The organism is Streptomyces sp. NPDC048636, from assembly GCF_040650655.1.
In the GTDB taxonomy this organism is placed as follows: domain Bacteria; phylum Actinomycetota; class Actinomycetes; order Streptomycetales; family Streptomycetaceae; genus Streptomyces.
Window position 1 is genome coordinate 126207 of sequence record NZ_JBEZHR010000005.1, and the last position, 24972, is coordinate 151178.

A 24972-nucleotide genomic window follows, 5' to 3' on the forward strand; every position below is an offset into this window, starting at 1 on the left:
CCGACCTGTCCGAGACCGATAGGGGGGGCTCACGTGTGACTCATATGGCAAGGGCAGGAGCCCACGAACGCGGTCTCAGTTGACCGTCGCTTCGATGATGGAGAAAGGAGTCCGCGTCGACACGACCCTGTCGATGCTGATACCCGCGGCGTTCAGCAGCGACTGGTACTCCTTCTCGGACCGTTCCATCCCGGTGAGCATGCCGAGCATGGTGAGGTCCACCATTTTGGCCAGATGCGGTTCACTGCCGTCCGGCACGATGGTCTCGACGATCAGCACTCGCGCTCCCGGGCCACCTGCCTTGGCCGCTGTCCGGAGCAGGCGGATGGCGGCGTCGTCGTCCCAGTCGTGAAGGATGTAGCTGAGGACGTAGATGTCCGCGACCGGCACGCTGTCGAAGAAGTCACCACCGACCACCTCGACCCGGTCGTCGAGTCCCTGGGCGGCAAGCGTGGACCGCGCCGCCGGGAGCACCGGCGGGAGGTCGAACACGATTCCCCGGCGGTCAGGCAGGCCCTTGAGGAGTTCGACCAGAACGCTTCCGTCGGCTCCTCCGATGTCGGCGATGAGCTCACCGTCGGGCACCGGGTAGTCGTCGAAAGCGCCGGTGCGGAGTCCGCTGGTGACGGCGGCCATCGCGTCGCTGAACTGCTGGGATCGGTCCGGGTTCTCGTTCACCCAGTCGAAGAAGGGCTTGCCGAGGTGATGTGTCGCAGCGGGCTCGCCCGTCCTGAGGGTGTGGAGCAGGTCGCTGAAGGGTGCGTAGTGGGTCTCCATCCACATGACCGCCATCCCGTACAGCGATGCGCTGGCGTTGCGGGACAGCGTCGCTCCTATGGGCGCCAGGGACACCCGATCGCCCTCGAGGGTGAACAACCCCAAGGAGGCGAGAGTGCGGAGCAGTCGGCGCAACTGGGGGACCTGCGCGCCGGATTTCCCGGCCAGTTCGCTCACCGTGAGCGGGCCGCCCGCCTCGTCCAATATCGTCGGCACATCCAGCTTGGCCGCGACGTAGACGGCCTGGGAGACCTGAAATCCTCCCATCAGCTGCATCATGACGTCTGTCGGCTTGGGCGGATTCATCTGCACTCTCCTCCTGGAGCCCGGCGGTTTGAATATTCACGTAACCGCCAGGGATCACAAGACGATCGAGGCCGGATTTATTCGCTCCGTCTCGGAACTCATTCCGTCTGCCGGTAACGGGCCGGGCGGTTACCGCTCCGGTTGGGCTGTCGCTTGGAGATCCTTCAAGTGCTGCTGTTCCAGGGGCGGCAGTTTCTTCATGCCCTCGCGAACCATCCGCCTGGTCGCGGGGGTGGGGACGTCGGCCCAGGCGGTCAGCAGTGCCAGCACGGGGTCATGGTGGTTCCGTGACAAATCGCGGAACATCCACGCGACGGCTTTCTGTACATCGCGGTCGGACTCGTCCCGCAGAGCGTCGAGGAGGGTGAAGACATCGCTGGGGGCGTCGGTCTTCCCGAAGGCCCGCAGGATGACCACACCGAAGCGGCGGGTCCACACCGCGTCGCCGGCGATGCAACGTCCGCTGAGGTCGATGGCCCGAGCGGGGGCGTGTGCGGTGATGTGCCGCATGGCGAAGCAGGCGAGATTGTCGGCGTTGGCCCAGCAGTCCAGCGACGGCACATATCGCTCGACCGCGGCCAGGCAACGCTCGGGGTGGTAGCGGCCCAGACGCTCCAGAACCTTCCCGGCGAGCTGCCGTGGCTCGAGGATCCCGCTCCGCCACAACACGTCCAGTGCGGCGATGACCTCGTCGGGCCGACTCCTGCCGGTTTTCGCGAGTGGGCCGGCGAGCGCCGCCACCACGGTCATCGGTGTGCCCATGACGTCGTGGACGCCGGGAATCACGACTCTCGCCCGGTCGGCGGCTGCTGGGTCGGCGTGGTCACGGAGTTCCGCGATGAGCAGCCCCGCGAGCCTGTCCGGTGACCGCAGAGCCTCGGCCATCCCGTGTGCGGTCATTGCGATACCCATCACGATCTCCGAGTGGATTCTTGCGGGGTCCCTCCGCCCCCTCATTCTCCGGGCGGACGGAGGGACATGGTGCATGGTCGTGGCGGTTGCCGATCAGAGATGGCTCCACGCCGGTTGCTTCCGCAGGAGCTGGGTGGCCGCCTCCCGGGCAACGTCTTCCTGGAGGCCCTGGGTGTGCTGGAGGAACCCGGTGTAACCGGCCAGGACTTCGTCGTAACTCTTCATCTGGCCCTCTTCTCCCGCGCAGTGGTGGCAGTAGTCCCTCGTCGGGTCGGCCGCCGCGTGCTCCTCGGGGGTGCGCATGGGCATCCCGCAGCTCACGCAGTTGGGGGTGGTGTGCTCGGACATGGGATCTCCTCGGTGGTCAGGTGTGCAGCAGGGTCAGGTGTGCAACAGGGTCAGGAAGTGATCCACCAGGGCCGGGCCGTGCGCGGCGATGACGGAGCCTTCGGGTGCGAACAGGTCTTTGTTGATCAGGTAGTGATGCACCAGGCCGATCCAGGTGTTGAACATCAGATGCGCGGGCAGCGCCCGGATCCGGCCCCGCGACGCCTCGGCCTCAGCGGCGGCACACAGATACGAGGCGATCGCGGACTGGAGTCCCACCCAGGTGGCCCGGAACTCCGCAGGCAGCAGGAGCGCCTCGATCACCAGCTGCCGGTAGACGTCCTCGTTCTCCTCGAGGCACCGCAGATGCGCCTCCAGAACGGCCCGCAGTCCGCCGTCCGCGCCGACCAGCTCATGAAGACGGTCGGTGATCTCCTGGCCGATATGCCCGGCCACGGCCAGGACCAGGGCCTCCCGTGAAGGGAAATGTGTGAAGACCGTGCCGTGCGACACGTTGGCGGCCCGTGCCACATCCACTGTGCGGGTGTGCGCGAAGCCCTGCTCGGCCACGAGCCGGACGGCCTGACCGATCAATCGGCGCCTCGTGGCTTCCTTCTGCGCGACGCGACTCGACATCACACTCCTCACTGAGTCGTAACTCAATGAGTTATAGCTCAGTGAAATTGGAACCGTCAAGCATGGGCCCGGATCGACACCTGGCCACCCGGTCGAGCGGTGGTCGGCTGGACGGGACCGCCCCCTCTATGACTGGACAGGGCGGCCCCCTTCATGAGTGGAACCGACGCTTCCTCGACTCCATCTCTGGGGGAGACAACTCTTGGCAACGCGGTGCGCGTTGCGTCCTTCAGAGAATCGGAGCTCACGAGTGGCAACGCCGCAGAACCCCGCACAGGCACAGGACTACGCGCGCATGATGGGCATGGTCACCGGTTTCTGGATCACCCAGACGGTCCGTGCCGCAGCCGTGTACAAGCTGGCCGATCACCTCGCGGAGGGAACCGACACACCTGAGGCCATCGCCGCGGCGGAAGACATCGACCTCGACGCCACTCGGCGTCTCCTGCGGACCTGTGCCTCACTCGGCCTGATGACAAGTCCGGATGGCGGCGCACACTACCGCGGCACCTCGCTGCTCAGCACCCTGCACAAGGAAGACCCGAACTCGCTGCGCGGATTCGCCATCTCCCAGGCCGCGCCCGGGCACTGGCTGCCATGGGGACGGTTCTCGGAAGCCATACGCACCGGACAGCACCAGATCACCGCGGCTCACGGGGATGCGACGATCTTCGAGTACTTCGCCCGGCACCTGGACGAAGCGGCCTTCTTCACCGAGTCCATGGGGAACCTCTCCCGGGCCGCGGCCCAGGACATCGCCGCGGTGATCGACACGAGCGACGTGAAGCTCGCCCTGGACCTCGGCGGAGCGAACGGCGAGGTCATCCGGGCGATGATGACGGCCAACCCCCACCTTCACGGAGGGGTCTTCGATCTGCCCCACATCGCTCCCGACGCCGCGGCGGCCGCGCGGGCCGACGGCCTTGAAGAGCGGTTCAGTGCGGTCGGCGGGGACTTCTTCGAGGCGGTCCCGTCGGCCGACCTGTACATCCTGAAGTACGTCCTGCACGACTGGGACGACGATGCCTGCGTACGCATCCTGAAGAACTGCAATGCCTCGCTGCGGGAGGGAGGCAGGGTCGTCATCGTGGATTACCTGATTCCGGAGATCGGCACCCCCGGGATCGCCCCGCTCATGGACATGAACATGCTTGCCATGACCGGTGGCAGGGAACGCCAGACCACCGAGTTCGACGCGCTGTTCGCCGCCGCGGGGCTGCGCCGCACCAACATCACCTCAGCTGGTGGCTTCGCCGTCATCGAGGCAACGACGGTCTGAGGCGACGACGGTCTCAGGCGGCACCTGGATGGGTGACCGATCGCAGGTCTCCCTGGGTGAGCGGAAGCGTAGAGGCGGGTGCCGCGGGCAAGGGTGGGGGCATGACGACGACGATCGGTGCCTTTGTCCTCGGTACTCCCGATCCGCCGGCGCTTGCCGACTTCTACCGGGCCCTGCTCGGCTGGGAGGAGGTCGTCCGCGGGCCGGAGTGGGTCCGCTTGCGGGCCCCGGAGCGGGAACGCCCCAGCCTCAGCTTCCAGTTGGAGAGCGACCACTCGCCCCCGGTGTGGCCACAGCGCCCGGGAGCGCAGCAGATGCAGGCGCACCTGGACTTCCAGGTCGACGATCTGGCGGCGGAGACCGAGCGTGCCCGTGCCCTGGGCGCCACGCTGGAGGCGCACCAGCCGCAGGAGGGCGTACGCGTCCTCCGCGACCCGCATGGCCACCCGTTCTGCCTCTTCCTCCCGGGCGCCTGAGCCGGGACACCGGGCTGTCGCCCCGTTGTCGCCCGGCTGTCGTGCGGTCGCCGGAAGGGGATGGCCGACGTCAACGCACCTCCGGCCCGAACCGGCGCTTGTACGCCGACGGAGTGATGCCGGTCTCGCGCCGCATCAGCGCGCGCAGATTGGCGGCGGTGCCAAGACCGCTGCGCCGCGCCACCACGTCGAAACGGGACTCGCCTCGCTCGATCAGCCGGCACGCCAGGGCAAGCCGTTCCCCCGTGAGCCACGTCAATGGCGTCGTGCCCAGTTGCGCCTGGAAACGGCGATGCAGCGTCGCCGGGCTGACCGCCGCATGCGCCGCGAGGTCGGACACGGCGAGCGGTGAGTCCAACCGTTCCTGGGCCCAGACCAGGACGGGCGCCAGAGACTCGTCCGGCAGGTCGGGCATGGGGCGCTCCACGAACTGCCGCTGCCCACCGTCCCGATGTGCCGCGAAGACCAGCCGTCGGCTCACGGAGTTGGCGACCTCCGCGCCGTAATCGCGGCGGACCATATGCAACCCGAGATCGAGCGCGGCCGCGCTCCCCGCGGCGGTGAGGATGTCACCGTCGTCCACGAACAGCACGTCCGATTCGAGCCTGACGGAGGGGAAGCGGGCCCGGAAGGAATCCGCCCACTGCCAGTGCGCGGTGGCCCGGCGCCCGTCGAGGACTCCGGCTTCGGCCAGGGTGAAGGCGCCGCTACAGAAGCCGACCAGGCGCGCACCGCGTGCGTGTGCCCGTCGTACGGCGTCGAGCACGGCGGGACGGCGGGGCACCTGGACGTCCGGGCGGTTGGGGACGATCAAGGTGTCCGCCGTATCGGCGGCCTCCAGACCGGCGACTCCCGTGAGCGTGAAGAAACCATCGCGCATCAGGGTGCGGGGCTCGGGGGAGCAGAGTCTGAAGTCGTAGAGATCGCGGCCGATCTCCGGTCTGCGGAGACCGAAGACCTCGGTCGCGCAGCCGAGCTCGAAGGGGTTCGAGTTCTCGTCCACGATCACGACGACCCGGTGTACGCCCGCCGGGTGAACCGCGTGCGAGGATTCTTTCGCCATATGCAATTCCTAGCACTCACACCGGCCCTGCGAAACGGCTCAGGATGAGCACATGAGCAACGCACCCATCTCCCTCAGCAAGGCCCTGGCCTCGTTCGACGCCCTGTGGAGCCCCCGCATCGTCACGCGCGTCAACGACTATGACGTCCGTATCGCCAAGGTCGGGGGCGAACATGTCTGGCACGTCCACGACGACACCGACGAGTTCTTCCTGGTACTCGACGGAGAACTGCGCATCTCTCTGCGTGAGCCCGACGGGGAGCGCACGGTTCTGCTCCCACAGGGGGCGGTCTTCACCGTCCCGCGAGGTACGGAACACAAGCCGTACGCTCCGTCCGGCGCCGCGATCCTCATGTTCGAGCCCGCCGGGACACCGACCGTGGGCGATCGCCACGACGAGATCCCGGACCATGTGGACGCGACGACCGGGCACGCGCTCAACACCTCCGGGAGCGGCGTTTGACATGGGGGACCGCTACCTTCGCCTTGGGGCCGAGCTGATCCGACGCGGCTCGGCCAGCCGAAGGAAGGGAAACACCGGCCATGTCACACGCCCGCGTCCAACACGTCTCCATTTCGCTCGACGGATTCGCCACCGGCGAAGGCCAGAGCCTCGAAGCACCGTTCGGCCACGCCGGTGAACGGCTGCACGACTGGATGTTCGCCACCCGGTGGGGCCGCGCGATGGTCGGCGGGACCGGTGGCACGGAAGGCGTCGACGACGCCTTCCTGAGGCTGTTCGCCCCCGGCATCGGCGCCGAGATCATGGGGGCCGGGAAGTTCGGCTATCCCGGATGGCATGAGGACCCGGAGTGGAAGGGCGCGTGGGGTCCCAACCCGCCCTTCCACACACCGGTTTTCGTCCTCACCCATCACCCGCGCCCGTCGATCGAGATGGAGGGCGGCACGACGTTCCACTTCATCGACGCTCCGCCCGCCGAGGCGCTCGAGACGGCCCGTGAGGCCGCGGGCGGCCAGGATGTACGCATCGGCGGGGGTCCCACCATGATCCGCGACTTCCTCGCCGCCGGGCTCGTCGACCATATGCACATCGTGGTGGTCCCGATCCTGCTCGGCCGAGGTGTACGCCTCTGGGACGGGCTGGAGGGCCTCGAGCAGGACTACGAGGTCGAGGCCGTCTCCACACCCGGCGGAGTCACACATCTGACGTTCGCCCGTGCGGGTCGGTGAACCACCTCGGTCTCTCCGCCGGGGTCGTATGTCAGTCCCTCAGCACGGTTGTCCGTCGAATCTCGCCGCCACGGCCTGCTCCAGCGTGAGGCCACTCGCGTCGTCGTCCGGTTCGAGGAAGGAGTGGATCACGGCAAGCGCGACCGTGCCCATGACGGAACGGCGGTTGTCGTGGTCGACGACACCGGCTCCGGGGTCACCTATGGCCCGCAGAGTCATCCCGTCGGCGGCCGCGGACAGCGCGTTGGCCAGGTCATCGAGGGTGAGACCCTTGCGCAGTCGCAGACGGCGCTCCCGCATGACCACGGTGTACAGCTTCTTCCATGAGCCGAGGTAGTCCTCGTACACGGTGGAGATGATCCGTGTCACCTCCTCGTCGCCCTCGGCTGCCGTCATCAGGGCGAGCCCCAGCCGGACGGAGGGCAGCTCCACCCCCTCGGCGGTGTGCTGGTAGGCGATGTCGTGGACGGCGCGTACGAAGTCCTGCCCGTGCACCAGCCGCTTGATGTTGGCGGCACGGCGCTCCCGGTACTCGGGCCGGTAGTTCTCCCTCCACACCGCGAAGCCGATGAGGTCGGTCACGAAGTCCGAATGGAGCTTCCAGCGGTCCCGCAACATCGATACGCCGTTGCCGTGCCGGGTGAAGGGCCGGGGGTTTCCGGCGAACTCCTCGGCGACCCTGCGCTGTGAGAGGGAACCGAGGAGCAGCCGCTCGCTGTTGACGCGCTGCTGGGCGCCAGGGCCGAGGTGGCGTACGAGCAGCCGCATACCGGCGGCCAGAAACGCGGCTGTGACGCGGTCGTTCGCGAGGCGGTCGCGGCCCCAGCGGGTGCGGCGGTTGAGGTTGCGCAGCACCCCGGACAGGTCCTGGTGGTAAGGGGAGGGCAGGTCCCGTTTGCCTCGGGGTCCTCGCGGCCCGTCGATGTCGTCCATGCGGGCATGCTTCCTCGCTTCTCGCCCGGCCAACAGGGGCGCAGCTGCGCTGAGTTCCCTCGGTCGGCCACTCCACCACTTCCGCGCGGGCGCGGGGAAGCGGATCCGCGGGTGACCGCGCTAGACAGGAGATCCCCTGACGCGGAAGGTGATCGGAGATGCTCGTCATGGACATGGGCGTCGCTGTCTGGGCGCTGGCTGCTCTCGCCATCAGCCAAGGTCTGGTCCGGCTGATGCTCGGAGTGCTCGCCGTGCATGCGGCGCGCAAGGCGCTCAGGCCATCAGCCGCCCGCGATGCCGCCCACCGGCTGGCGGTGTTACGCGCCCTGCTCAACGGATTGAAGCCGCCCTGGCGCTGAACAGCCGTTCGTCCGAGCGGTTCAGGACGGTGCGCCGGACAGGACTTCCACCTTGCCGCTGTCGAGTGAGTAGTAGGCGCCGACCACGGCAAGGTCGCCCTTTTTCACGAGTGAGGAGAGGTTCTCGTTGGAGCGCAGACCGGCCGCGGTCAGCTTCACCTGGGCGCGGGCCATCCTCTCGACCGGATCGGCGCCGCCTTCCCACACCGTCTTCTCATAGGCCGGTTGCAGAGCCTTGACGATCGCCTGGAGGTTGCCGGGCAGTGGTTCGCCGTGACGAAGGGACTTGTACGCCGCCTCGACGGCGCCACATCGCTGATGGCCGAGGACCACGATGAGAGGGGTGCCACTGGTCATGGGCCCGTACTCGACGGAACCGATGACCACCGGGCCGACCGCTTCCCCGCCCGTGCGCATCACGTAGAGGTCACCCAGACCGGTGTCGAAGAGGAGCTCAGGGGGGACTCGGGAGTCGATGCACGAGAGGATCGCCCCGAAGGGCTTCTGCTTCTGGGCCACGAACTGACGTCGGTTCGGATCGCGGTCGGGGTGTTGAAGGTCCCCGCTCACCCAGCGTTCGTTGCCTTCCATCAGTCTCTCGAACGCCGCGGAGGGTGTGGTTGCCCGCGGGCTCGGCGAAGCGCTGGCCGCCGCAGGGGCGGTCCTCGTCGATGAGCACCCCGCGAGTGCGACGGTGGCGCCCGCCAGCCCGCCGGCAACCACCGCTCTACGGTTCAGCCGTCCGCCACTGTCCATCGGTCGATCCCCTCGATGCCGCTCAGACCCGTTCCCGCGTCCTGGCCAGGGCAATTGTTGAGGGTGGTGCGGGTGACCCGGCCGGAGGCGCGACGCCCCCGCCCAGGGCGTCACTCCGATGACGCAGCGCTCCCATCGCCCGCCGGGGCCCGAGCCGCGTCAGCTCCGCTGGAAGAACTCCACCTCCGCCAGGGCCAGATGACGGCCCGGGCCCAGACCGGTGGCCTGGCGCAGGACCAGGCGTACCGTTTGCGCGTCGCTGATCCTGGTGGGGATCGTCTGCGGGCCCGGTTTATCGCTGAGGGTGATCTTCTTGTTGTGCTTCGTGCCGTCCCGTGTTGTCACCTCCAGGTCCAGCTGGAGGGCGCGGGCCTGGCGGGCGTACTCCTCCGGGGACGAGGAGGCGCCGTTGGTGATGATCAGGTCGACCAGCCGGAAGGGTTTACGGAAGGTGTAGGTCACCGAAGCGCCTTCCCCGGACGCGCCCCAGTAGCGATCGTTCAGCCCGTCGGTGGTGTTCTTCGCCGGGTGCCGCGGGACTTCCGAGCTGGCTTCGATACTCACCGGGGTCACGGCCTTGGCCTTGCTCAGCTTGTCCCGGGCGTCCTCGAACAGGGCCCGTCCGGCCGGCAGCAGCAGGAAACCGCCCACGCACAGGGCTGCCACCACGGCCAGGATCACCAGGAGCCGCACCCCCCGGCCCGAACTCGCCCGCGTCCGGCGGCGGAACGGCCATACGGTCCGCCACCACGGCAGCGGCTCGGGCTTCGCGGCGGGGTTCAGCGGAGTCGCGCAGCGTCGGCAGAACCGTCGGTCGGGCGCGTTGGGCGTATCGCAGGCGGGGCACGGCACCCCCGCCGTCTCCTCCTCCTCCGCCGCGGACCGTACGACGGGACGTGGGGCGACCGGCTTCGCGGGACGTACCGGCACCACGGGGTCTGGTGCGGGTGGCTCGGAGCGGACCCCGTCCGGTCCGGTCCGGGGCGGAGGGCTCGTGGTCCGTGGCACGGCGGACGCGGGCGCGTCGGTGTCCGCGGGGGTCGGGGAGTGCGCCGTGGTGTGGTCCGGGGCGCTCGCCTCCGGTGGGGCCGGGGGTTCCGGGGGAGAGCTCGGGGCCGGTGGCTCCGGGGGCGTCGCCGGGGGTGCCGCCGGGGGTGTCGCCGGGGGTGTGCTGGGCGTCGGCGGGGTGTCCGACCACCCCAAGTACGCCCCGCAGTTGCCGCAGAAGTCGTCCGTCGGGCCGTTGGACGCCCCGCACGCGGGACACGCGCGCATGGCGTCACCTCCCTTCGTCGGTGGGCCGTTCGGTCAGGATCTCCACCCGGCAGCCGGTGTGCACCGGGCACATGGTGCGGACGATCTCGCGTACCCGGTCCGCGTTCGCCCGCGGCTCACGGCCCGGCCAGACCCGGACCAGGATCTCGGCGGAGGGCTCCGGCGGCAGCTCGGCACCGGCGGTGTTCGACCACACCGCGCCACCGTCCCCGGTCACCTCGGCGTGCACACCGAGCGCCAGCCACAGCCCCTCGACCAGCCCGCGCCGTGTGCCGCGCCACCGGTGCAGCTCCACCGCGCGGGCCACCGCCTCACGGCGCAGCTCCACCGGCCACTGCGGGTCGTGGGAGGCCCCCACCCACGACCCCAGCCAGGCAAGGAAGTCGGCCGGGGTGACCTGGGGGTCGAGATAGGCGGGCAGGTTGTCCAGGGTCGCGAACACCGGGGCGAGGACGGTGTCGAGACCGGCGGTGAACCGCTGCGCCACGTCGTCGTCCGCGTACAGGGCGGGCAGTTGATCACCGATCGGGTACCGGCTCGGCAGGCCGGGTACGGCGGCTCGGCTCATCCCCGCACCTCCGTCTCCAGGGCCGTGACGACCACCTGGTGCTGGTGGGAGAAGACCAGCGCGCCCGGGGCCACGTCGATGCGGTCGGACGGGGCGCCGCGGCGGCCGGTGATCGGGTCGGCGGGGAACAGCCGGATCTCCTCCACCAGCGCGTTACCGGTGGCGCGTTGCAGGACGCCGAAGACGTCGCCGTACTGCACCGGCCGCCCGAACGGCCACCCGGTGCCATCGGGACCGCCGTGCAGCGGGTTGAGGTGGCGGAACAGCGCGTCGAGCGCCGCGTCCCGGACGCGGTCGGTGTCGCCCGGCGCCGTCGCGAGCCGGGCCACCACGGTGACGCCCTGGTAGACCGGCGGCTCCACCACGAGGCGGGTGCCGATGAGGCGTCGTTCGTCGAGGCTCGCGGTGATCGCCTCGAGCACCTGGTCGGAGGGGATCAGCTGCTCGAACCGGAGCCGGTCGTCGCCCTCGTCGGCCACCGCGTCCGGCACCACCAACACCCGTACCGCGCCCGCGCCTTCCGCGGCGGGCAGACAGCGCACCCGGCGTACCGAGGGCGCCGCCTGGCGGCTGATGATCTCGTAGTCCTCGGCGGTCACCGCCCGCTCCTGCATCCGCAGCACCTCGGGCGCCCGCAGCTTGGCGTTGGCGATGGTCTCACCGGCGACCCCGCCACGTGCCGCCTCCCGGTTGATGACCTGCGCGACATACGGAACGGAGCTGCGCAGCACGGAGATCGCGCCGCGGGCGACGTTGCCCGCGGGGCCGCCGCCGGTGCGGTAGCTGGCCAGCCGTACCTGGGCACCCTTGGGCGGCACGGCGCCGCACTGCCGCAGTGTGCCGTCCGGCTCCCGCAGCGCCGGGGGAAAGCCGAACTCACCGGTGGTGGCGTCCACCCGGACGTGCCGGTCGGCGGCACCGGAGCGGCCGAAGTGCTCCACGATCTCCCAGCGCTCCCACCCGTCGGCCGAGGACACCTCCACCACGGGGGGCTCGCCGTCGAGGAGGACGGGCGGGCGGGCGAGCCGGAACGTCTGCCCCGCCACTCCCTCCGAGGTGCCGAGCGGTACGTCGGTCACGGTCTCGGCGTGCTCGACGGACATGGTGCCGCCCACGGTGAACACCGCCGCCTCGCGCACCGTCGGGGACTCCGAGTAGAACGGCTGGCCCGGCTCCGCCTCGGTGACACGGCAGCGCAGCCAGCCGCCCCGGGTCCCGCCGATCACCGACGCCGTGTGCCCGGCCGGTACGTACACGATGACCTCGCCGGGCCGGTTCAGCCCGCCGGTGGTGTCCGTGCCGGTCTCGCAGAGCCGCCAGCCGCCGCCGTCCCACGCCTCCCACACCAGCGGGGGCTGGCGCGGGTCCACACCGACGCCCTCCACCCGGCTGTCGAGGCGTACCGCGACCACACAGCGCGGCACAGCCGTCGGCAGGCCGAACAGCAGCGCGTCGCCCGGCTCCGGTGCCGTCTGGAAGCAGCGCACATCGTGGCCGTCGGCGAGCGTGCCGGTCATATCGGTCTGCTCACCGGTCCGGGGCGCGGTCACCAACCGGATCAACTCGCTGGATACGATGCGCAGTTCGTCCGTGGTCGTGAACACCACGGACTCCTCGGTCTCACCACCCGCGGTGGTCACCTCGGTGCCCGCGGGCAGCGGTACCGTGTCGGGCTGCGGTGCCGACAGCCAGAAGTCGACATCGGCGCCTGCCGCGGCGGGTGGGAACAGCCGGATGCCCAACAGGTCCAGGAACGCGGTGTAGTTCTTGTCCGGGACCCGGTTCAGCCGGTACAGCAGCTGGTCCACGAGGTACGCGAAGGTCTCGATCAGGGTGACGCCCGGGTCGGAGACGTTGTGGTCGGTCCACTCCGGGGCGCGCTGCTGCACATACCGCTTCGCCTCGTCGACGAGTTGCTGGAACCGACGGTCGTCCAGGTTGGGAGAGGGCAGGGCCATCAGTCCGCGACCACATCCTCGGCCCCCTCCTCGGAGGGGATCGTATAGAAGGGAAAGACCAGATTGCGCCGGTCGTTGGTGGAGCGCACGGAGTAGTGCACATCGATGTAGAGGGTGCCGTCCTCGATCGCGTCGAAGGCGACCACCACGTCGTCCACCGCGATGCGTGGCTCCCACCGTTCAAGGGCCTCGCGCACCTGCTGGGCGATGCGTCCGGCGGTGGCGCCGTCGCCGGGGGCGAACACGTAGTCATGGATACCGCAGCCGAACTCGGGGCGCATGGGGCGTTCACCGGGCGCGGTGCCGAGCACCAGCCGGATCGCCTCCTCGATCTCCCGTTCCCGTTCGACCATCGCGATTCCGCCGGTCGGCCCGACCCGCAGCGGGAACGCCCAGCCGCGGCCGATGAACCGCTCGCTCATCACACACCGCCGATCAGGACGTTGAAGGCACCGGTCACGATCATCGCGCCGCATGTCGTCCGGTCGCGGGCGCGCGCGGCGGGCAGGCCACCGATCAGGACGGGACCCGCGGCTGCCGCGGCCGGGTCGGGAATGATCACGTTGCCCGGTCCCAGGGCCGCGTGCGGTGGGACCACGCAGGTGTGCAGGCTGCCCACGACGGCGGCGGGACGGCCGCCGATGAGCACGGTCACCACCGACCTGGCGGCGGCGGGCGGCGGGGTGGCGATCACCCCGCCGTGGTTCGTCGGGTCACCGGTACGGGCTGCGGCCGGCATGGGCCCTCCTTCGGGACTGTCGTGCGGCTGGCGGACGTCGTGGGGATGGCGGACAGGGGTCAGTTGATCCGGATGAGCTTGGCCTTGAGGACGCCGAGCAGACCGCCGTCGACGGTGACGCTCGAACCGCCGCTGACGCTCACCGTACGGCCGCCGATCTTCACCCCGACCCGGCCGTTGATGTCCACGTTCCGGCCCGACACGCTCACATTGCCCCGTCCCGCGTCCAGGGTGATGCCTTTCTTGTCGAGCGTGACGGAGGAGAGGGGCTGCCGGCTCTTCCCGGCGAACACGTTCAGCTCGATCCGGTCCCGCCGGCCGTCGAGGAACACCTCGAGGCGTTCGTCGGCGCTCATCAGCCGGACCCCGGACCGACCGGGTGCCCTGGCGTCCAGCAGTTCCACCCGGTGTCCCGAACGCGACACGAAGGAGCGTCGGTTGACCTTCCCGCTGGTCTTGTCGATCAGCGGCACATCGTGCGGTGACGGCTTGTCCACGCCGTTGTAGAGCCCGCCGATGACGTACGGGCTGTCGAGCAGGCCCTGTTCGAAGCCGACCAGGACCTCGTCGTTGACCTCCGGGCTCACCACGCCCCCGCCGCCCTTGCCGCCCCACTGCACGGTGCGCACCCAGTCGGTGACATAAGTGTCGTCCAGCCAGGGGAACGTGAGCTTCACGCCACCGCTCTCGGCACCGCCCGGCTCGCGTACGTCCGTCACCACGCCGATCGCCAGTCCCGGCATACGCGGGCCACGGGACGGCGCGTTGGCACCGGTCACCAGGCCGGTCAGGGAGCGGTCCGGGCTGGCGCTCACCCATACCGTCGTCCGGTACCCGCCGTGCGGTTCGAGGATGTGCTGCACCGCCGTCGCCGTGTACTTGCCGGAGAACGCCTGCCCGACATTGCCCAGCGCCACGGGCTTGCCCGCCCGCAGCACGGGGTTGCCCTCGGCCACCACCTCCAGCTCCCCGAAGCCCGCGCTGACCTGATCGGCCACCGCGTTCGCGACCGCGGTCGTCTCGGCCTGGGTGCGGTATGAGGTGTCGGTGACGGTCAGCTTCGCCGAGGTGCCGAACCGGGCGGAGGCGAGCGCCGGGCTCAGACCCGGCACCACCGTGTCACTGTTCACCGACGGCTGCCGGGCCACCAGCGGCCGCTTCGTCGTGGTGTCCCAGCCGCGCACCTCCACCTGCGACGCGCCGTCCGCGGCCGACAGCGAGGCCCGCAGCGCCAGCAGGTTCCGCCCGTACTCCAGCACCAGCGGGTTCCGGGTGGCCGAGGTCGACGGCGCGGGCGCGCCGGACGCCTTCCGCGCCTTGGTGAACTGGAGCATCCCCTTGTCGTCGACGCGTACCTGCGCACCGCTCTCGGCGGCCAGGAACTGGAGGAAGTCCCAGTCGGACACGTTCGCCTGGGACAGCTGCTTGTACGTGACCGGTGCGGCCTGCACGGTGCCGCAGGTCAGCCCGGCTCCGGCGGCGACCTTGCGCACGATGGCCGATGCCGTCATGTTCCGGTACGCCACCACCTTCCGGCCCCGCTGGAGGCGGTGTGCCTTGGAGTAGGCGCGCACCACCGTGAACGAGCCGGTACGGTCCCGGTCCACCTCCAGGGCCGTCACCTCGCCGTTGAACAGCCGCTCGCGCGCCTGCCCCTTCACGGTCACCACCGACACCCTGAGCGGAGTGCCGATGGTGATGCCGGTCGTCTTCAGGAACTCGTGGTCGGGGTCGCGGAAGGTGAGCACCGCCGCGTCCGGCAGGCCCACGTTCTCGTCCACCACACAGCTCACCAGCTGCGCGGCCCAGATCGGTGGCAGTTCGCCCGGCGTCTCCACGATGGGGTCCGCCGCGAACGACCGGCCACCTGAATCGGATGTGGTCATCGCTCCTCCTCCGCGCCCGCGTCCCGCAGCCCCGGTACCACCAGTTCGGTGCCGGGTACGAGCGCCATCGGGTCGTCGATGTCATTCGCCTCCGCGATGACCCGCCAGGCCGTCGCGTCGCCGTACTCCCGCCAGGCCAGCAGGGCCAGGCTGTCGCCCGCCACGACGGTGTGGGTACTGCGGGCGGTGCGCGCGCCGGACGTCGGATTCTGGCCCGGTGGGTCGACGCTCGCCTCCTCGATGGACAGCCGGCAGGTGGCCCGCAGCGGCTTGCCGTCCACGTCGAAGAGCGTGTACGACACCGAAAGGCTGGAGAGCACCCCGTCGAACGAGGTCGTCCGCGCGGTGCCCCACTCGAACCGCACCCACGGGCTGGCGGGCTTCTTGCGGCCCAGGCTGGCCGGGGTCGGCACACACGCCTTCATCAGCTTCTCGACCGCCTGCTCCACGGAGTTGTCGTGTGTGGCGGTGGCATCCAGGAACACTTCCAGGCTCAGCGCGCGCGGGCCGCTGCCGACGAACTCGGGCAGCGCCGACTGCCCCGCCATCCGGGACGGGGAACGCCGCCACTCGGTGGTCTTGCGCAGCTCCAGCGAGGAGGGGTTGAACTGGAGGTTCAGCTGCGCGATCGTCCCGCCGGGCTTCGCGCCGACCGAAGCGGGGGGCTCCTTCAGGGTCAGCTGGGCCCGGGCCCGACTGGAGCGCAACGCTGGTGACATGCCGGGACTTCCTTTCCGGGGCGAAGGGGGTGGACGGGGGGCACGGTTGTTGAGGGTGTGTCAGGAAGGGCGCAGCCCTTCGTGGGCGATCTCCAGGGTCTCCACCGCGGCCTCCGAACTGGCAGGGTCGAAGGACGGCCCCTGCCAGCGCACCGGAACGATCCCGAACACCTGCCAGCTGATGATCCGGGTCAGGTCCGGTTTCAGCGCCACGATCTCGCCGTCCTTGGGCTCCACCCGCCGCAGCGTCTCGTCGAGCCAGCGGCCGATCTTCGCCGTGTCGGTGGTGACCGGCCGGGTGAGGGTGATGTTCGACCAGCTCACGCGGCCGGGCAGCTGCCAGGTGAAGCCGTTGTTGCCGCCCTCGGCGTAGCTCTCCATCTCGACCTCGGCGCCCATGCCCGAGCAGGTGTGGAAGGCGCCCAGGTCATTGCCGCCGATCGCGAGCCGGAAGAACACGCTCGTCGCGAAGATACTGTCCGTCATCCGTCCGTCATCCGTTTCCTGGCTGCTGCTTCCCGGCTTCTGCTGTGTGGCTTCCGCTGTCCGGCCTCAGCGGCGTCCGTCGTAGGGGCGGCCCATGCGTTCCCGGCCGCGCCGCAGCTCCGTGCGCAGCAGCCGGGACACCGGGTCGAGCAGGCGGCGCGCCAGGTCGTCCAGGTCGAGCCCGGGATCCTGCGGTGTCTCGCCGTGCTGGGCCGTGCCCCCCTTGGCGGGGGCGGGCGGTGCGGAGGCCGACCGCGACCTGCCGCGCGCCGGTACCGCCTTGGCCGGTACGCCTGCGGGTACGGCGGCGTCGGTGGTGCCGGTGATATCGCGCTGGACCGGCGGTGCGGTGCGGCTGGATCCGCCACCGGGGACCGGTCCGGGTCCTGGAGCGCCGACCGCCCGTGACTCGGTCCTCGGTTCGGTCCTTGGCTCTGCCCTCGGCCGGAGCCGGACGACGGGCACCGCGGCGGCGTCCATGGGTGCCGGGGCGGGTGCCGGTGCCGGGGCGGTCGAGGGAATGCCGGGGAACGCCGCCGCCCGCTGGGCGACCGGGCCGTGGGCCATCGGCTGAGGCGGCGCGGGCCGGACCACCGGGACGCGCTGGACGGAGTCCGAGGCGCCGGGCCGTTGTACGCCAGGGCCCTCCGGCCCGGTTGTGGGGTGCGTGGTCGATCCCCGCTGGAGCGGCGGTATCGCCGGGGTGACGGCGGACGGGCCCGGTGTCGGCCGTGCGGGTGCTCCGGCGGGCGGCGCGGGGTCCCGCTGCGGGGCGGCCGGTGTGCCGGGCCAGCGCGCCGTCACCACGGGAGGGCCGTCGGAGCGGGCGGCCGTGGGCGGTGGCACTCCTTCCGAGGCTCGGGTGTTGAGGGTGAGCGGGCGCACGGCGAGCAGTGAGAGTGTGCGGGGCGCGGCGGGGGCGGAGTGTGCTCCGGGCCGGGGGGCGGCGAGAGGGCTTGGGTCGGCCACGCCGGAGGCGTCGGGGCGTCCGGTGTCCTTGGTCACGGCCCGGGCGACGACGACCGGGCCCGGGGCGGTGGGGACTTGGTGCCGTGGCCCGCCGATGTCCGGCCTGTCGGACGGGGCGCCCGATCGCCGCGCGCTCCCCGCGTGGCCTTGTCTAGCCGGTGCCGGGCGGTGGGGCGCGGCGGCCGGGGCGGGCGTCACCAGCGGTGTGGCGGACCCATGGGGCGAGGGGGCGGGCCCGGCGGGGGAGCGGTCCGCGAGGCGGCGTGGGACATCCCCCGCCGCCAGCCCCGCCGCCAGCAGAGGTGCGTCCGCTCCACCGCTCACGCTGGGCTTCTCGTCGCGGCCCGGCGCGGGCCGGGCCGGAGCGGCCCCGGCCTTCCGGTCCTGGGGTGCCGAGGCCCGCTGAATGTCCGGGCCGGGCGTCGTGCGGGCGGCGCGGGCGCCGGACGGGGTGGAGCCGGGCAGGTCGGCACTGGCCGGCAGAGCGGGCAGCGGCGCGCCCAAGCCGCCGCGCGCGCGTGCCCCGGAGCGGTCGGCGCCGGGGGCGCGGCGCGGGGTGTTCGCCGGGCGGCCGCGGCCGCCCGGGGAGCCGTGGACCGTTTCCGTAGCGCTGCCGTCGTACGGGCTCGGGGTGTCGGTTGTGCCTTCCGTCTGACGCTGGACGACGGGCAGCGCCGGGTCGGACGCGGATCCGGCCCCGGGCTCCGCATGCTGGGCTGGGGCGTTTCGGGCCAACGGCGTTGCCGTGGCGGGTAGTTCGGTCAGTGGCGCACCGAGAGGCGCGTGGCCTCCCGTGCGGTGGGCGGTGCGCTGTACGGGCGCGGCCGAGGGTGATCCTGTCCCGACCGGTGCGGCTGGCGCGGCTGGGGTGGCGGCGGGCCGCAGGGCGGGGACACGGCGCGCCGGTCCGGCCGGGCGTCTGGCGACGGTCAACGAGGCTCCCGACGAACGGAGTTGGACGGCCGGGCGGGCCACCCCGGTACCGGCGGCGGGGGGCGGTTCCGCCTGATCGCCGCTCCGGGCGGAGGACCGTGTCCCCGTCGTCGTGCGCTGGACGTCCGGGCCGGGAGGGGATTGCGTACTGGCCACGGACCTGGCCGACGACCGGGACACGGTCCCGGAGTTCGGCTCGGACGCACCGGACGTCGGCTCCGGGGCGGGCCTGCCGGAAGCGGGTGTGCCGGGAGCGGGCCGGGCCCCGGCGCCTTCCCCGGTGATGTCCTGGACCACCGACACCCGTCGTACCAGTGGAACGTCCGCTGCGGTCGGCCGAGGGCCGGTACCGGCGGGGGTCACCACCGGGCCGTCGGGCGGTTCGGCGGCCCGTTGGACAGCGGGGAGCGATGAGGAGAGCACGGCGGGGGAGGTCGTGGAAGTGAGGACACGGACCGCAGGAGCGTCGCCCGAACGGCCCTTTGCGGTAGTGCTGTTGTCGCCATCGCGCGCCACGACCGGCCCCGGTGCGGACCCCGTGTCCGCCGCTCCCGCGCCGCCGGAGCCGTACGAGGCAGGCCGTGCGAAGCCTGGCACCGGGCGGGACGGGGTCGAACCTGACGCCGCCGGGCCGGAGGGCAGTGTGCCCGAACGCGTCCCGCGCGACATCTGCGGCGCCCGGGCGTCCGGCTGCCCGGCCACCCCGTCCGGCGTCTCCTCCCCGAGGCCGTCCGCCCCCTCCGGGCGCACTGCCCGGAGCAGCAGCGGACCGCCGCCGGTGTGTGTCGGCCGCGGGGCGGTGACCGGGCGGGTGACACCGCGCAGCAGACCGGTCGGAGCGCTGGGCAGCAGGGCATGGCCGAGACCCGCGTCGAACGACGGGTTCTGCCAGGAGGCGAGGCCCGAGCGGAAGACAAGGCCGTCACTGACGCCGAGCGGGGCGCGCGCCACGGTGAGCTCCGGTGGGGCGATGCGGCGCCAGCCGCCGTCCCAGTCGCCGGGTACGAACGGCCCGGGCGTGCCGGACGGCCCCCGCGCGCCGGACGACCCCGACGCGCCGGACGGCCCCCGCGTGCCGGACGACCCCGACGCACCGGAGGGACCCGACGCACCATGCGCACCCGGTTCGCTCCCCGCCGCGCCGCGGTTGCCGTCCGCGCCGTCGCCGCCCGCGCCACTGCCACCCGCGCCACTGCCGTCCGCGCCGTTGCCGGACGGGCCGTCCGGCCCGGTGGCCCGGCGACGCAACCTGTCCAGCCATGCCATGCGGTCAACCGCCTTCGTTCACGCGGGTGTTGATACGGGCGATCTCGGCCACCCACTGCTGGCGTTCGCCATGGGTGAGGCCGAGAATCTCCTCGCGTTGCCAGTGGAAGTGGTAGGCGATGTACGCGATCTCCTCCCGGAGCCGGGGAAGTGCGTACGTCACGATTCCCCCAGGCGCCCACCCGAGAGGTCGACCTCGAAGCCGCCCTCACAGTGTGGGCAGGTCACCGCCGCGCGGGTGTGACCCTCACTGTTGACGCGGCGGTAGAAGTCCTGGAGGAACGCCACGTCGGTGGCGTACATCCGCTCCACGACCCCGGCATGCACATCGGTGATGGTGCCGATCCGGGTGATCACCTGGCTCAGCAGCACCACACTCAGGTACGCCGGGTTCTCCTTGACCCGCAGGTCGATCTGGGGCCGCAGCTCGTCACGGGCGGTGGCCAGCCGCATCGCGCCGTGGCGGTGCAGTGTGCCCGCCTCGTCCACGTACCCGCGCGGCAGCTCGAACTCGAACTCGGTGCGCAGCCCGGAGTCCTCCTGCCGCGGGGGCGGTTGTGGGACGGCGGGCGGTGCCACCTGCTCCGGGGACGGGGACGGGGACGGGGACGCGGCCGGGGCGGGCGCCGTCGCCTGGAGGATCTCCTCCAGGTTGCCCGCCGTCACCGTACGACGCCTCATTCGACGACGATCTCCTCGAACACGATGGTCACGGACTCGGTGGCGGCCGCCGACTCGCCCGCCTTCAGGGACGGGCCCTCCCACTTGGAGGCCCAGCCCTGCATCAGCTGGATACGGCGGACCGTGGTGCCCTCGGAGTCCTTGATCTCGATGGTGAGGTTCTGCCGCGCGGCGTCCACCGCACCCTTGTTCAGGGTCTCCTTGATCCACTTGGTGAACTCGCTGCTCTTGTCGAGTCCCCGGGTGATCGTGACCTCACCGGCCTGCCGGGCGCCGGGCTGCTTGCGGATGATCTGCTTGCCCTCCGCGCTGACCTGGCGGACCTCGACGACCTCCTCCTCGACGGTCAGCCCGCTGATCTCCTGGATCGACTCGACCAGGTAGCCGCCGAGCTGTACGCCGAAGACGTGGGTGGAAAGAGCATCGCCCTCTGCCATGACTGTCTGTCACCTTTCCTTGCCGACCTGCGGGTCACTCGTCGATGAGGCTGGTGCTGTCGGAGAACTGGGCCAGCCGGAACACCACGAACTCCGCGGGCTTGACCGGCGCGACGCCGATCTCGCAGACGACCCGGCCCTGGTCGATGGACTCCTGCGGATTGTTGTCGCGGTCGCACTTCACATAGAACGCCTCTTCGGCGGTGCGGCCGAACAGTGCGCCGCGGCGCCACTCCTCGGTGAGGAACGCGGTGACGTTGCGCCGGATACTGGACCACAGCCGGTCGTCGTTGGGCTCGAAAACCACCCACTGGGTGCCCAGGAGGATGGACTCCTCGAGGTAGTTGAACAGGCGCCGCACATTGAGGTAGCGCCAGGCCGGGTCGGAGGACAGGGTGCGGGCGCCCCACACCCGGATGCCCCGGCCGGGGAAGGCTCGTACGCAGTTCACACCGATCGGGTTCAGCAGGTCCTGCTCGCCCTTGCTGAGCCGGACCTCCAGGTCGACCGCGCCGCGGATCACCTCGTTGGCGGGGGCCTTGTGCACTCCGCGCTCGGTGTCGCTGCGCGCCCAGACACCGGAGATATGACCGCTCGGCGGGACGGTGGTGTTGCGTCCGGCGGCCGGGTCGAAGACCCGCACCCACGGGTAGTACAGGGTTGCGTACCGGGAGTCGTAGCCCGCCTCGTCGTTGCGCCAGGTGCGCACCTGCTGCGCGGAGAGCCCGGGCGGGGCGTCCAGCACGGCCACCCGGTCGCCCATCTGCTCGCAGTGCGCGATCACGGCGAGCTGCACGGTGCGTACGCCTTCGGCGTCGATATCACCGCGCCGGTAGGCGCTCATCAGGTCCGGCACCGCGACCATGGTGATCTCGTCGATGGTCTCCAGACCGCCGAAGCCGGTACGGGCCGCGGGGTCGCCGACGTACTCGGCGGGGTCCAGGCGGGAGATCTCACCGGAGCCGGGAGCGGCGGGCGCGGCCGGGGCGTTGGGCACGGCCACGGTCTGACCGGCGGGCCTGGTCTGGGCGGCGTCGCGCTGCTCGGTGACCTCGATCAGCTTGGAGGAGCGGGTCTGGTTGACCAGATAGCCCTTGACGTTCTTGCGGGTGGAGGCCTCGTACCGCTCCGCCACCTGGTCGCCCTGGTGGACCAGGACCTTGAAGCGGTCCTCGGGAGGGTTCTCGCCGTCGGCGTCGGCGATCTCCACCGAGACCCCGGTGACACCCGGCCGGGCCGACACCAGGAAGCCACCGAGCTCCACCGGCTCCGCCGCACGGGTCTCCGCCCGCCGCTGGGCGCCGACGGCCGCGGGGGCGGAGGAATCCTCGGCGGAGCCGCCGATCCGCACGACATACGCGGCGCCGCCGCCGTTGGCGAAGTAGCCGTAGACGGCGTGGGCAAGGTAGGTGCCCTCGGTGAAGCCACCGAAGTGCTGGGTGTACTGATCCCAGCTGGTGACCAGTGTCGGCGCGTGGAACGGGCCGTTCTGGGCGAACCCGACGAACGCGGCGACGGCGGTGCCGACCCCTTCGATGGGCCGGGCACCGGACTGCACCTCCTCCACGTACACGCCCGGGGTGAGGTACGTCGGCATGCTCGCTCCTTTGCGTCCTCGCGGATCACCTGTGTCCAGGCCGAGTCTGCGCGGCTGTTCCGGTGTGCGACAGGGACGTGTGGTCCTGGCCAAGGGCAAGATCACTGCCTTTCCGGACGCCTCCGCCCGACCGCCGGGACGCCTCGCGCGGACCGTCCGGACGCCGCCCGTCCTTGCCCTCGCGCTGCCCGCGCGGGCCTTTACGTCCCACTCGTCCGCAGGGTCCACTGGCCGCAACAGGGGTGCGCCGACCAGGAGGTCAGCCGATGCACACGTCCAGGTCGCGTACCGAGCGTGCCGAGCCCCGGCAGTCGGCTCGGGGCCAGGCCGCTGCCCGGCGCGGGACCTCCGGGGGTGGCGCCGCCGTACCGCCGCCGCTCACCGCCGACGTGCTCCGGGCGGCACAGCGCGGCGTGGGCAATGCCGCGGTGTCCGGGATGATCGCCCGTCGTGCCCGGACCGAGGCCGTCCCGGAGCCGGTGGACACCGGGGTACGGGAGGTTCTGCGCTCGGCCGGAAAACCGCTCGCCGGGCCGGTGCGCGCGGAGATGGAGTCCCGGTTCGGGGCCGACTTCTCCGGTGTGCGGCTGCATACCGGGGCCGCCGCCGTTCAGTCGGCCCGCGCCGTCGGGGCGCGCGCCTATACCTCCGGCAGCCATGTGGTCCTCGGCGCCGGCGGTGGTGACAAGCACACCCTCGCCCATGAGCTCACCCATGTCATCCAGCAGCGTCAGGGCCCGGTGGCGGGCACCGACCACGGCGACGGGCTGCGGGTCAGCGACCCTCGGGACCGCTTCGAGCGCGAGGCCGAGTCCACCGCCCGACGGGTGCTCTCGGGTCCGGTGCCGGTGACCCGCGCCGTCGACGAGCACGCCCATGAGCACGTGCACGCTCATGGGCACCGCCCGGCCGAACCCGACGCGGTCCAGCGCCTGGTGGGTTTCGAGGTCGAGCTGAGCGTACCGAGCTTCGGACCGCATCCGACGACGGGCCTGAACCCGGTGGGCGGGGAGGCGCCCGCCACGGAGCTGGGCTGGTTCTTCCACGGCGGACTGCCCTACGGGCACACCGTGATGAGCGAGCAGAATCTGACCATTCTCACCGATCACAACTCGCTGGCCCGCAGGGTCCGGGCGCTGCACGCCGTGCTCGCCGAGCTGGCCGGGCCCGACGGCAGTCCCGTCGTGACCGGGCAGCCCGCCTCGTCGACGAGCAACCTCGAATATGTCACCGCGCCGTTCGACGAGATGGCGGCCGGGTCGGACGCCGCGGTCAAACAGGTCGCCGACCGTATCGAGGCACATATCGGCGAGATCTTCCAGAAGGATCCGAAGAACAACGCCTTCCCTGTGCCGGGTTCGGCCAACACCGCGACCGGAACCCCGCTGGCCGCCCTCCGGAAGTGGCTGGGCCCGGAGCTGTTCCACAGCCCCAAGGTGCAGTCGGCGATCAACGGCCTCCAATCCGACATCAAGTGGGAGCTGTACGTCCAGGCCACCCTGGGCGTGTTGCCCTCCGGGCTGCCGTCGCTCTACAGCTTCCAAGCCACCGGCGTGGACCACGAGTCCCGGCGGGCGCCCGGCAAGGAGCACATCGCCGACGCCTGGCGGGACGCGGCCGCCACCATCAACCGCTCGGTGCGGAAGCTGCGTTCGGAGGTGGTGCCCCATCTCCTGCCCGGTCTGGAGAGCGGCGACCAGGAAGCCATGACCGGCACCCTCGCGCTCGGTCTGTCCTACGCCATCGGCTCGGCCATGGTGGAGGCCGGGGTGCGCGGGCCGACGGCCTCCACCAAGAACGCCGTGCCGTTCCTGCTGAAGCTGGCCAGCCTCGGTGGCATCCGGAACCAGGCCACCACCGATGCGCTGCGCGACAAGGACTTCTCCCACGACGTCATCAGCCGGCTCGCGATGTGGATGCACAACGAGATCCCCGAGACCGGTATCGCACACTGGCAGCGGCATCTGACCGACTACCCGGAGAACACACCCCACCCGACCGACCCGGTCTACGGCCACGGGCACACCGGCGTCGAGAACACCGCCCATATGCTGCACAGTCTGCTCAGCGGCGATGAGACCTTCCCGGTGATCGCACCGGGCAAGGCGCTGCCGAAGGCCGACGAGCCCAACGCCGCGCTCGTGCCCCACATCGGCGGCCAGAAGGGCGCGCCCCTGGAGATGCGCTGGCTGTCCAAGCGTGCCACCGGCCCCAACCAGCTGTGGGCCATGTTCAAGACGATCGTGGACGAGGCGCGCAAGGCCAATCTGGGGTCGCTTCCCCCGGCGGAGAGCCAGCGGATCTGGGCCGCCGCCCAGGACATGTCGGCGAAGCCCGTCGCGGCGGCGCGCGGCGCGCTGGGCGGCGAACTCATGGAGGTCGACCACTGAGCGTCCGCGCCACCACCGGTGTGCCGGTCCTGACCGGGGGCGGTCCATGCCGT

The 24972-nt window shown here is 71.1% G+C and carries 26 protein-coding genes; 6 read left to right on the plus strand and 20 right to left on the minus strand.

Features of this window, described 5'->3' with window-relative positions; translation table 11 throughout:
* Positions 1-75: 75 nt before the first annotated feature.
* The 4 genes from AB0C66_RS15840 to AB0C66_RS15855 form a co-directional block, all read right to left on the minus strand.
* Positions 76-1083 (minus strand): methyltransferase, encoded by a 1008-nt coding sequence (locus AB0C66_RS15840; protein WP_362437685.1) that lies wholly within the window; start codon positions 1081-1083, stop codon positions 76-78.
* Between the two features lie 129 nt (positions 1084-1212).
* Entirely contained in the window at positions 1213-1995 is a 783-nt protein-coding gene (locus AB0C66_RS15845) for a DNA alkylation repair protein (RefSeq protein ID WP_362437687.1), read from the minus strand.
* Positions 1996-2088: 93 nt separating this feature from the next.
* Positions 2089-2343: a zinc ribbon domain-containing protein gene (locus AB0C66_RS15850; RefSeq protein WP_362437690.1), complete on the minus strand. Its 255-nt coding sequence runs from the start codon at positions 2341-2343 to the stop codon at positions 2089-2091.
* Positions 2344-2376: 33 nt separating this feature from the next.
* Complete coding sequence (locus tag AB0C66_RS15855; protein ID WP_362437693.1) at positions 2377-2958, minus strand: TetR/AcrR family transcriptional regulator; 582 nt, start codon at positions 2956-2958, stop codon at positions 2377-2379.
* A gap of 250 nt (positions 2959-3208) precedes the next feature.
* Between AB0C66_RS15855 and AB0C66_RS15860 the strand changes: the two genes are divergently transcribed.
* Positions 3209-4237, plus strand: a complete 1029-nt coding sequence (locus AB0C66_RS15860) for a methyltransferase (protein ID WP_362437696.1) — start codon at positions 3209-3211, stop codon at positions 4235-4237.
* A gap of 101 nt (positions 4238-4338) precedes the next feature.
* Entirely contained in the window at positions 4339-4713 is a 375-nt protein-coding gene (locus tag AB0C66_RS15865; protein WP_362437699.1) for a VOC family protein, read from the plus strand.
* Between the two features lie 70 nt (positions 4714-4783).
* Here AB0C66_RS15865 and AB0C66_RS15870 read toward each other — a convergent pair whose 3' ends face one another.
* The gene (locus tag AB0C66_RS15870; RefSeq protein ID WP_362437702.1) at positions 4784-5776 is read right to left on the minus strand and encodes a helix-turn-helix domain-containing protein; all 993 of its coding nucleotides are present in this window, start codon (positions 5774-5776) and stop codon (positions 4784-4786) included.
* A gap of 52 nt (positions 5777-5828) precedes the next feature.
* Between AB0C66_RS15870 and AB0C66_RS15875 the strand changes: the two genes are divergently transcribed.
* The gene (locus AB0C66_RS15875) at positions 5829-6239 is read left to right on the plus strand and encodes a cupin domain-containing protein (protein ID WP_362437705.1); all 411 of its coding nucleotides are present in this window, start codon (positions 5829-5831) and stop codon (positions 6237-6239) included.
* 80 nt (positions 6240-6319) lie between these two features.
* A complete protein-coding gene (locus AB0C66_RS15880; protein ID WP_362437708.1) occupies positions 6320-6967 on the plus strand; it encodes a dihydrofolate reductase family protein in 648 nt (215 codons plus the stop codon).
* Positions 6968-7006: 39 nt separating this feature from the next.
* Here AB0C66_RS15880 and AB0C66_RS15885 read toward each other — a convergent pair whose 3' ends face one another.
* Complete coding sequence (locus AB0C66_RS15885) at positions 7007-7900, minus strand: hypothetical protein (protein WP_362437711.1); 894 nt, start codon at positions 7898-7900, stop codon at positions 7007-7009.
* A gap of 158 nt (positions 7901-8058) precedes the next feature.
* Here AB0C66_RS15885 and AB0C66_RS15890 point away from each other — a divergent pair, with 158 nt between their 5' ends.
* The gene (locus AB0C66_RS15890; protein ID WP_362437714.1) at positions 8059-8259 is read left to right on the plus strand and encodes a hypothetical protein; all 201 of its coding nucleotides are present in this window, start codon (positions 8059-8061) and stop codon (positions 8257-8259) included.
* 21 nt (positions 8260-8280) lie between these two features.
* Here AB0C66_RS15890 and AB0C66_RS15895 read toward each other — a convergent pair whose 3' ends face one another.
* The 14 genes from AB0C66_RS15895 to AB0C66_RS15960 all read right to left on the minus strand — a co-directional run bounded on the left by AB0C66_RS15895 (position 8281) and on the right by AB0C66_RS15960 (position 22529).
* The gene (locus AB0C66_RS15895) at positions 8281-8850 is read right to left on the minus strand and encodes a carbonic anhydrase (RefSeq protein WP_362437717.1); all 570 of its coding nucleotides are present in this window, start codon (positions 8848-8850) and stop codon (positions 8281-8283) included.
* A 324-nt stretch (positions 8851-9174) separates the two neighbouring features.
* Positions 9175-9945, minus strand: coding sequence for a zinc ribbon domain-containing protein (locus AB0C66_RS15900; RefSeq protein WP_362437719.1), 771 nt, complete (start codon positions 9943-9945; stop codon positions 9175-9177).
* 349 nt (positions 9946-10294) lie between these two features.
* Entirely contained in the window at positions 10295-10858 is a 564-nt protein-coding gene (locus tag AB0C66_RS15905) for a phage tail protein (RefSeq protein ID WP_362437722.1), read from the minus strand.
* Positions 10855-12816: a putative baseplate assembly protein gene (locus AB0C66_RS15910; RefSeq protein ID WP_362437725.1), complete on the minus strand. Its 1962-nt coding sequence runs from the start codon at positions 12814-12816 to the stop codon at positions 10855-10857. The genes AB0C66_RS15905 and AB0C66_RS15910 overlap by 4 nt, the downstream gene beginning before the upstream one ends.
* Positions 12816-13238: a GPW/gp25 family protein gene (locus AB0C66_RS15915; RefSeq protein WP_362437728.1), complete on the minus strand. Its 423-nt coding sequence runs from the start codon at positions 13236-13238 to the stop codon at positions 12816-12818. Before AB0C66_RS15915 ends, AB0C66_RS15910 begins: the two co-directional genes overlap by 1 nt.
* On the minus strand, positions 13238-13555 hold the full coding sequence (locus AB0C66_RS15920) for a PAAR domain-containing protein (protein WP_362437730.1): 318 nt from the start codon (positions 13553-13555) through the stop codon (positions 13238-13240). Before AB0C66_RS15920 ends, AB0C66_RS15915 begins: the two co-directional genes overlap by 1 nt.
* A 59-nt stretch (positions 13556-13614) precedes the next feature.
* Positions 13615-15441, minus strand: coding sequence for a VgrG-related protein (locus AB0C66_RS15925; RefSeq protein WP_362437733.1), 1827 nt, complete (start codon positions 15439-15441; stop codon positions 13615-13617).
* On the minus strand, positions 15438-16160 hold the full coding sequence (locus tag AB0C66_RS15930; protein ID WP_362437736.1) for a LysM peptidoglycan-binding domain-containing protein: 723 nt from the start codon (positions 16158-16160) through the stop codon (positions 15438-15440). Before AB0C66_RS15930 ends, AB0C66_RS15925 begins: the two co-directional genes overlap by 4 nt.
* Before the next feature lie 60 nt (positions 16161-16220).
* A complete protein-coding gene (locus tag AB0C66_RS15935; protein WP_362437739.1) occupies positions 16221-16646 on the minus strand; it encodes a phage tail protein in 426 nt (141 codons plus the stop codon).
* Positions 16647-16712: 66 nt separating this feature from the next.
* On the minus strand, positions 16713-17651 hold the full coding sequence (locus AB0C66_RS15940; RefSeq protein WP_362437742.1) for a hypothetical protein: 939 nt from the start codon (positions 17649-17651) through the stop codon (positions 16713-16715).
* Between the two features lie 2167 nt (positions 17652-19818).
* Positions 19819-19977 (minus strand): DUF6760 family protein, encoded by a 159-nt coding sequence (locus AB0C66_RS15945; protein ID WP_362437745.1) that lies wholly within the window; start codon positions 19975-19977, stop codon positions 19819-19821.
* The gene (locus AB0C66_RS15950; protein ID WP_362437748.1) at positions 19974-20495 is read right to left on the minus strand and encodes a hypothetical protein; all 522 of its coding nucleotides are present in this window, start codon (positions 20493-20495) and stop codon (positions 19974-19976) included. Before AB0C66_RS15950 ends, AB0C66_RS15945 begins: the two co-directional genes overlap by 4 nt.
* Positions 20492-20932, minus strand: coding sequence for a phage tail protein (locus tag AB0C66_RS15955; protein WP_362437751.1), 441 nt, complete (start codon positions 20930-20932; stop codon positions 20492-20494). The genes AB0C66_RS15950 and AB0C66_RS15955 overlap by 4 nt, the downstream gene beginning before the upstream one ends.
* Before the next feature lie 34 nt (positions 20933-20966).
* A complete protein-coding gene (locus tag AB0C66_RS15960) occupies positions 20967-22529 on the minus strand; it encodes a phage tail sheath family protein (protein ID WP_362437754.1) in 1563 nt (520 codons plus the stop codon).
* A 437-nt stretch (positions 22530-22966) separates the two neighbouring features.
* On the opposite strand from AB0C66_RS15960, the gene AB0C66_RS15965 reads away from it, so the two are divergent.
* Positions 22967-24919, plus strand: coding sequence for a DUF4157 domain-containing protein (locus AB0C66_RS15965; RefSeq protein WP_362438793.1), 1953 nt, complete (start codon positions 22967-22969; stop codon positions 24917-24919).
* Positions 24920-24972: the final 53 nt, after the last annotated feature.

Excerpts from the sequence above, each read along its gene's own strand:
- AB0C66_RS15870 (WP_362437702.1), bottom strand. The coding sequence starts at position 5,776 with ATGGCGAAAGAATCCTCGCACGCGGTTCACCCGGCGGGCGTACACCGG.
- AB0C66_RS15935 (WP_362437739.1), bottom strand. The coding sequence starts at position 16,646 with ATGACGGACAGTATCTTCGCGACGAGCGTGTTCTTCCGGCTCGCGATC.
- AB0C66_RS15855 (WP_362437693.1), bottom strand. The coding sequence starts at position 2,958 with ATGTCGAGTCGCGTCGCGCAGAAGGAAGCCACGAGGCGCCGATTGATC.
- AB0C66_RS15925 (WP_362437733.1), bottom strand. The coding sequence starts at position 15,441 with ATGACCACATCCGATTCAGGTGGCCGGTCGTTCGCGGCGGACCCCATC.
- AB0C66_RS15915 (WP_362437728.1), bottom strand. The coding sequence starts at position 13,238 with ATGAGCGAGCGGTTCATCGGCCGCGGCTGGGCGTTCCCGCTGCGGGTC.
- AB0C66_RS15890 (WP_362437714.1), top strand. The coding sequence starts at position 8,059 with ATGCTCGTCATGGACATGGGCGTCGCTGTCTGGGCGCTGGCTGCTCTC.
- AB0C66_RS15875 (WP_362437705.1), top strand. The coding sequence starts at position 5,829 with ATGAGCAACGCACCCATCTCCCTCAGCAAGGCCCTGGCCTCGTTCGAC.
- AB0C66_RS15950 (WP_362437748.1), bottom strand. The coding sequence starts at position 20,495 with ATGAGGCGTCGTACGGTGACGGCGGGCAACCTGGAGGAGATCCTCCAG.
- AB0C66_RS15880 (WP_362437708.1), top strand. The coding sequence starts at position 6,320 with ATGTCACACGCCCGCGTCCAACACGTCTCCATTTCGCTCGACGGATTC.
- AB0C66_RS15965 (WP_362438793.1), top strand. The coding sequence starts at position 22,967 with ATGATCGCCCGTCGTGCCCGGACCGAGGCCGTCCCGGAGCCGGTGGAC.
- AB0C66_RS15920 (WP_362437730.1), bottom strand. The coding sequence starts at position 13,555 with ATGCCGGCCGCAGCCCGTACCGGTGACCCGACGAACCACGGCGGGGTG.
- AB0C66_RS15960 (WP_362437754.1), bottom strand. The coding sequence starts at position 22,529 with ATGCCGACGTACCTCACCCCGGGCGTGTACGTGGAGGAGGTGCAGTCC.
- AB0C66_RS15840 (WP_362437685.1), bottom strand. The coding sequence starts at position 1,083 with ATGAATCCGCCCAAGCCGACAGACGTCATGATGCAGCTGATGGGAGGA.
- AB0C66_RS15905 (WP_362437722.1), bottom strand. The coding sequence starts at position 10,858 with ATGAGCCGAGCCGCCGTACCCGGCCTGCCGAGCCGGTACCCGATCGGT.
- AB0C66_RS15845 (WP_362437687.1), bottom strand. The coding sequence starts at position 1,995 with ATGGGTATCGCAATGACCGCACACGGGATGGCCGAGGCTCTGCGGTCA.
- AB0C66_RS15895 (WP_362437717.1), bottom strand. The coding sequence starts at position 8,850 with ATGGAAGGCAACGAACGCTGGGTGAGCGGGGACCTTCAACACCCCGAC.
- AB0C66_RS15910 (WP_362437725.1), bottom strand. The coding sequence starts at position 12,816 with ATGGCCCTGCCCTCTCCCAACCTGGACGACCGTCGGTTCCAGCAACTC.
- AB0C66_RS15885 (WP_362437711.1), bottom strand. The coding sequence starts at position 7,900 with ATGGACGACATCGACGGGCCGCGAGGACCCCGAGGCAAACGGGACCTG.
- AB0C66_RS15955 (WP_362437751.1), bottom strand. The coding sequence starts at position 20,932 with ATGGCAGAGGGCGATGCTCTTTCCACCCACGTCTTCGGCGTACAGCTC.
- AB0C66_RS15930 (WP_362437736.1), bottom strand. The coding sequence starts at position 16,160 with ATGTCACCAGCGTTGCGCTCCAGTCGGGCCCGGGCCCAGCTGACCCTG.
- AB0C66_RS15865 (WP_362437699.1), top strand. The coding sequence starts at position 4,339 with ATGACGACGACGATCGGTGCCTTTGTCCTCGGTACTCCCGATCCGCCG.
- AB0C66_RS15850 (WP_362437690.1), bottom strand. The coding sequence starts at position 2,343 with ATGTCCGAGCACACCACCCCCAACTGCGTGAGCTGCGGGATGCCCATG.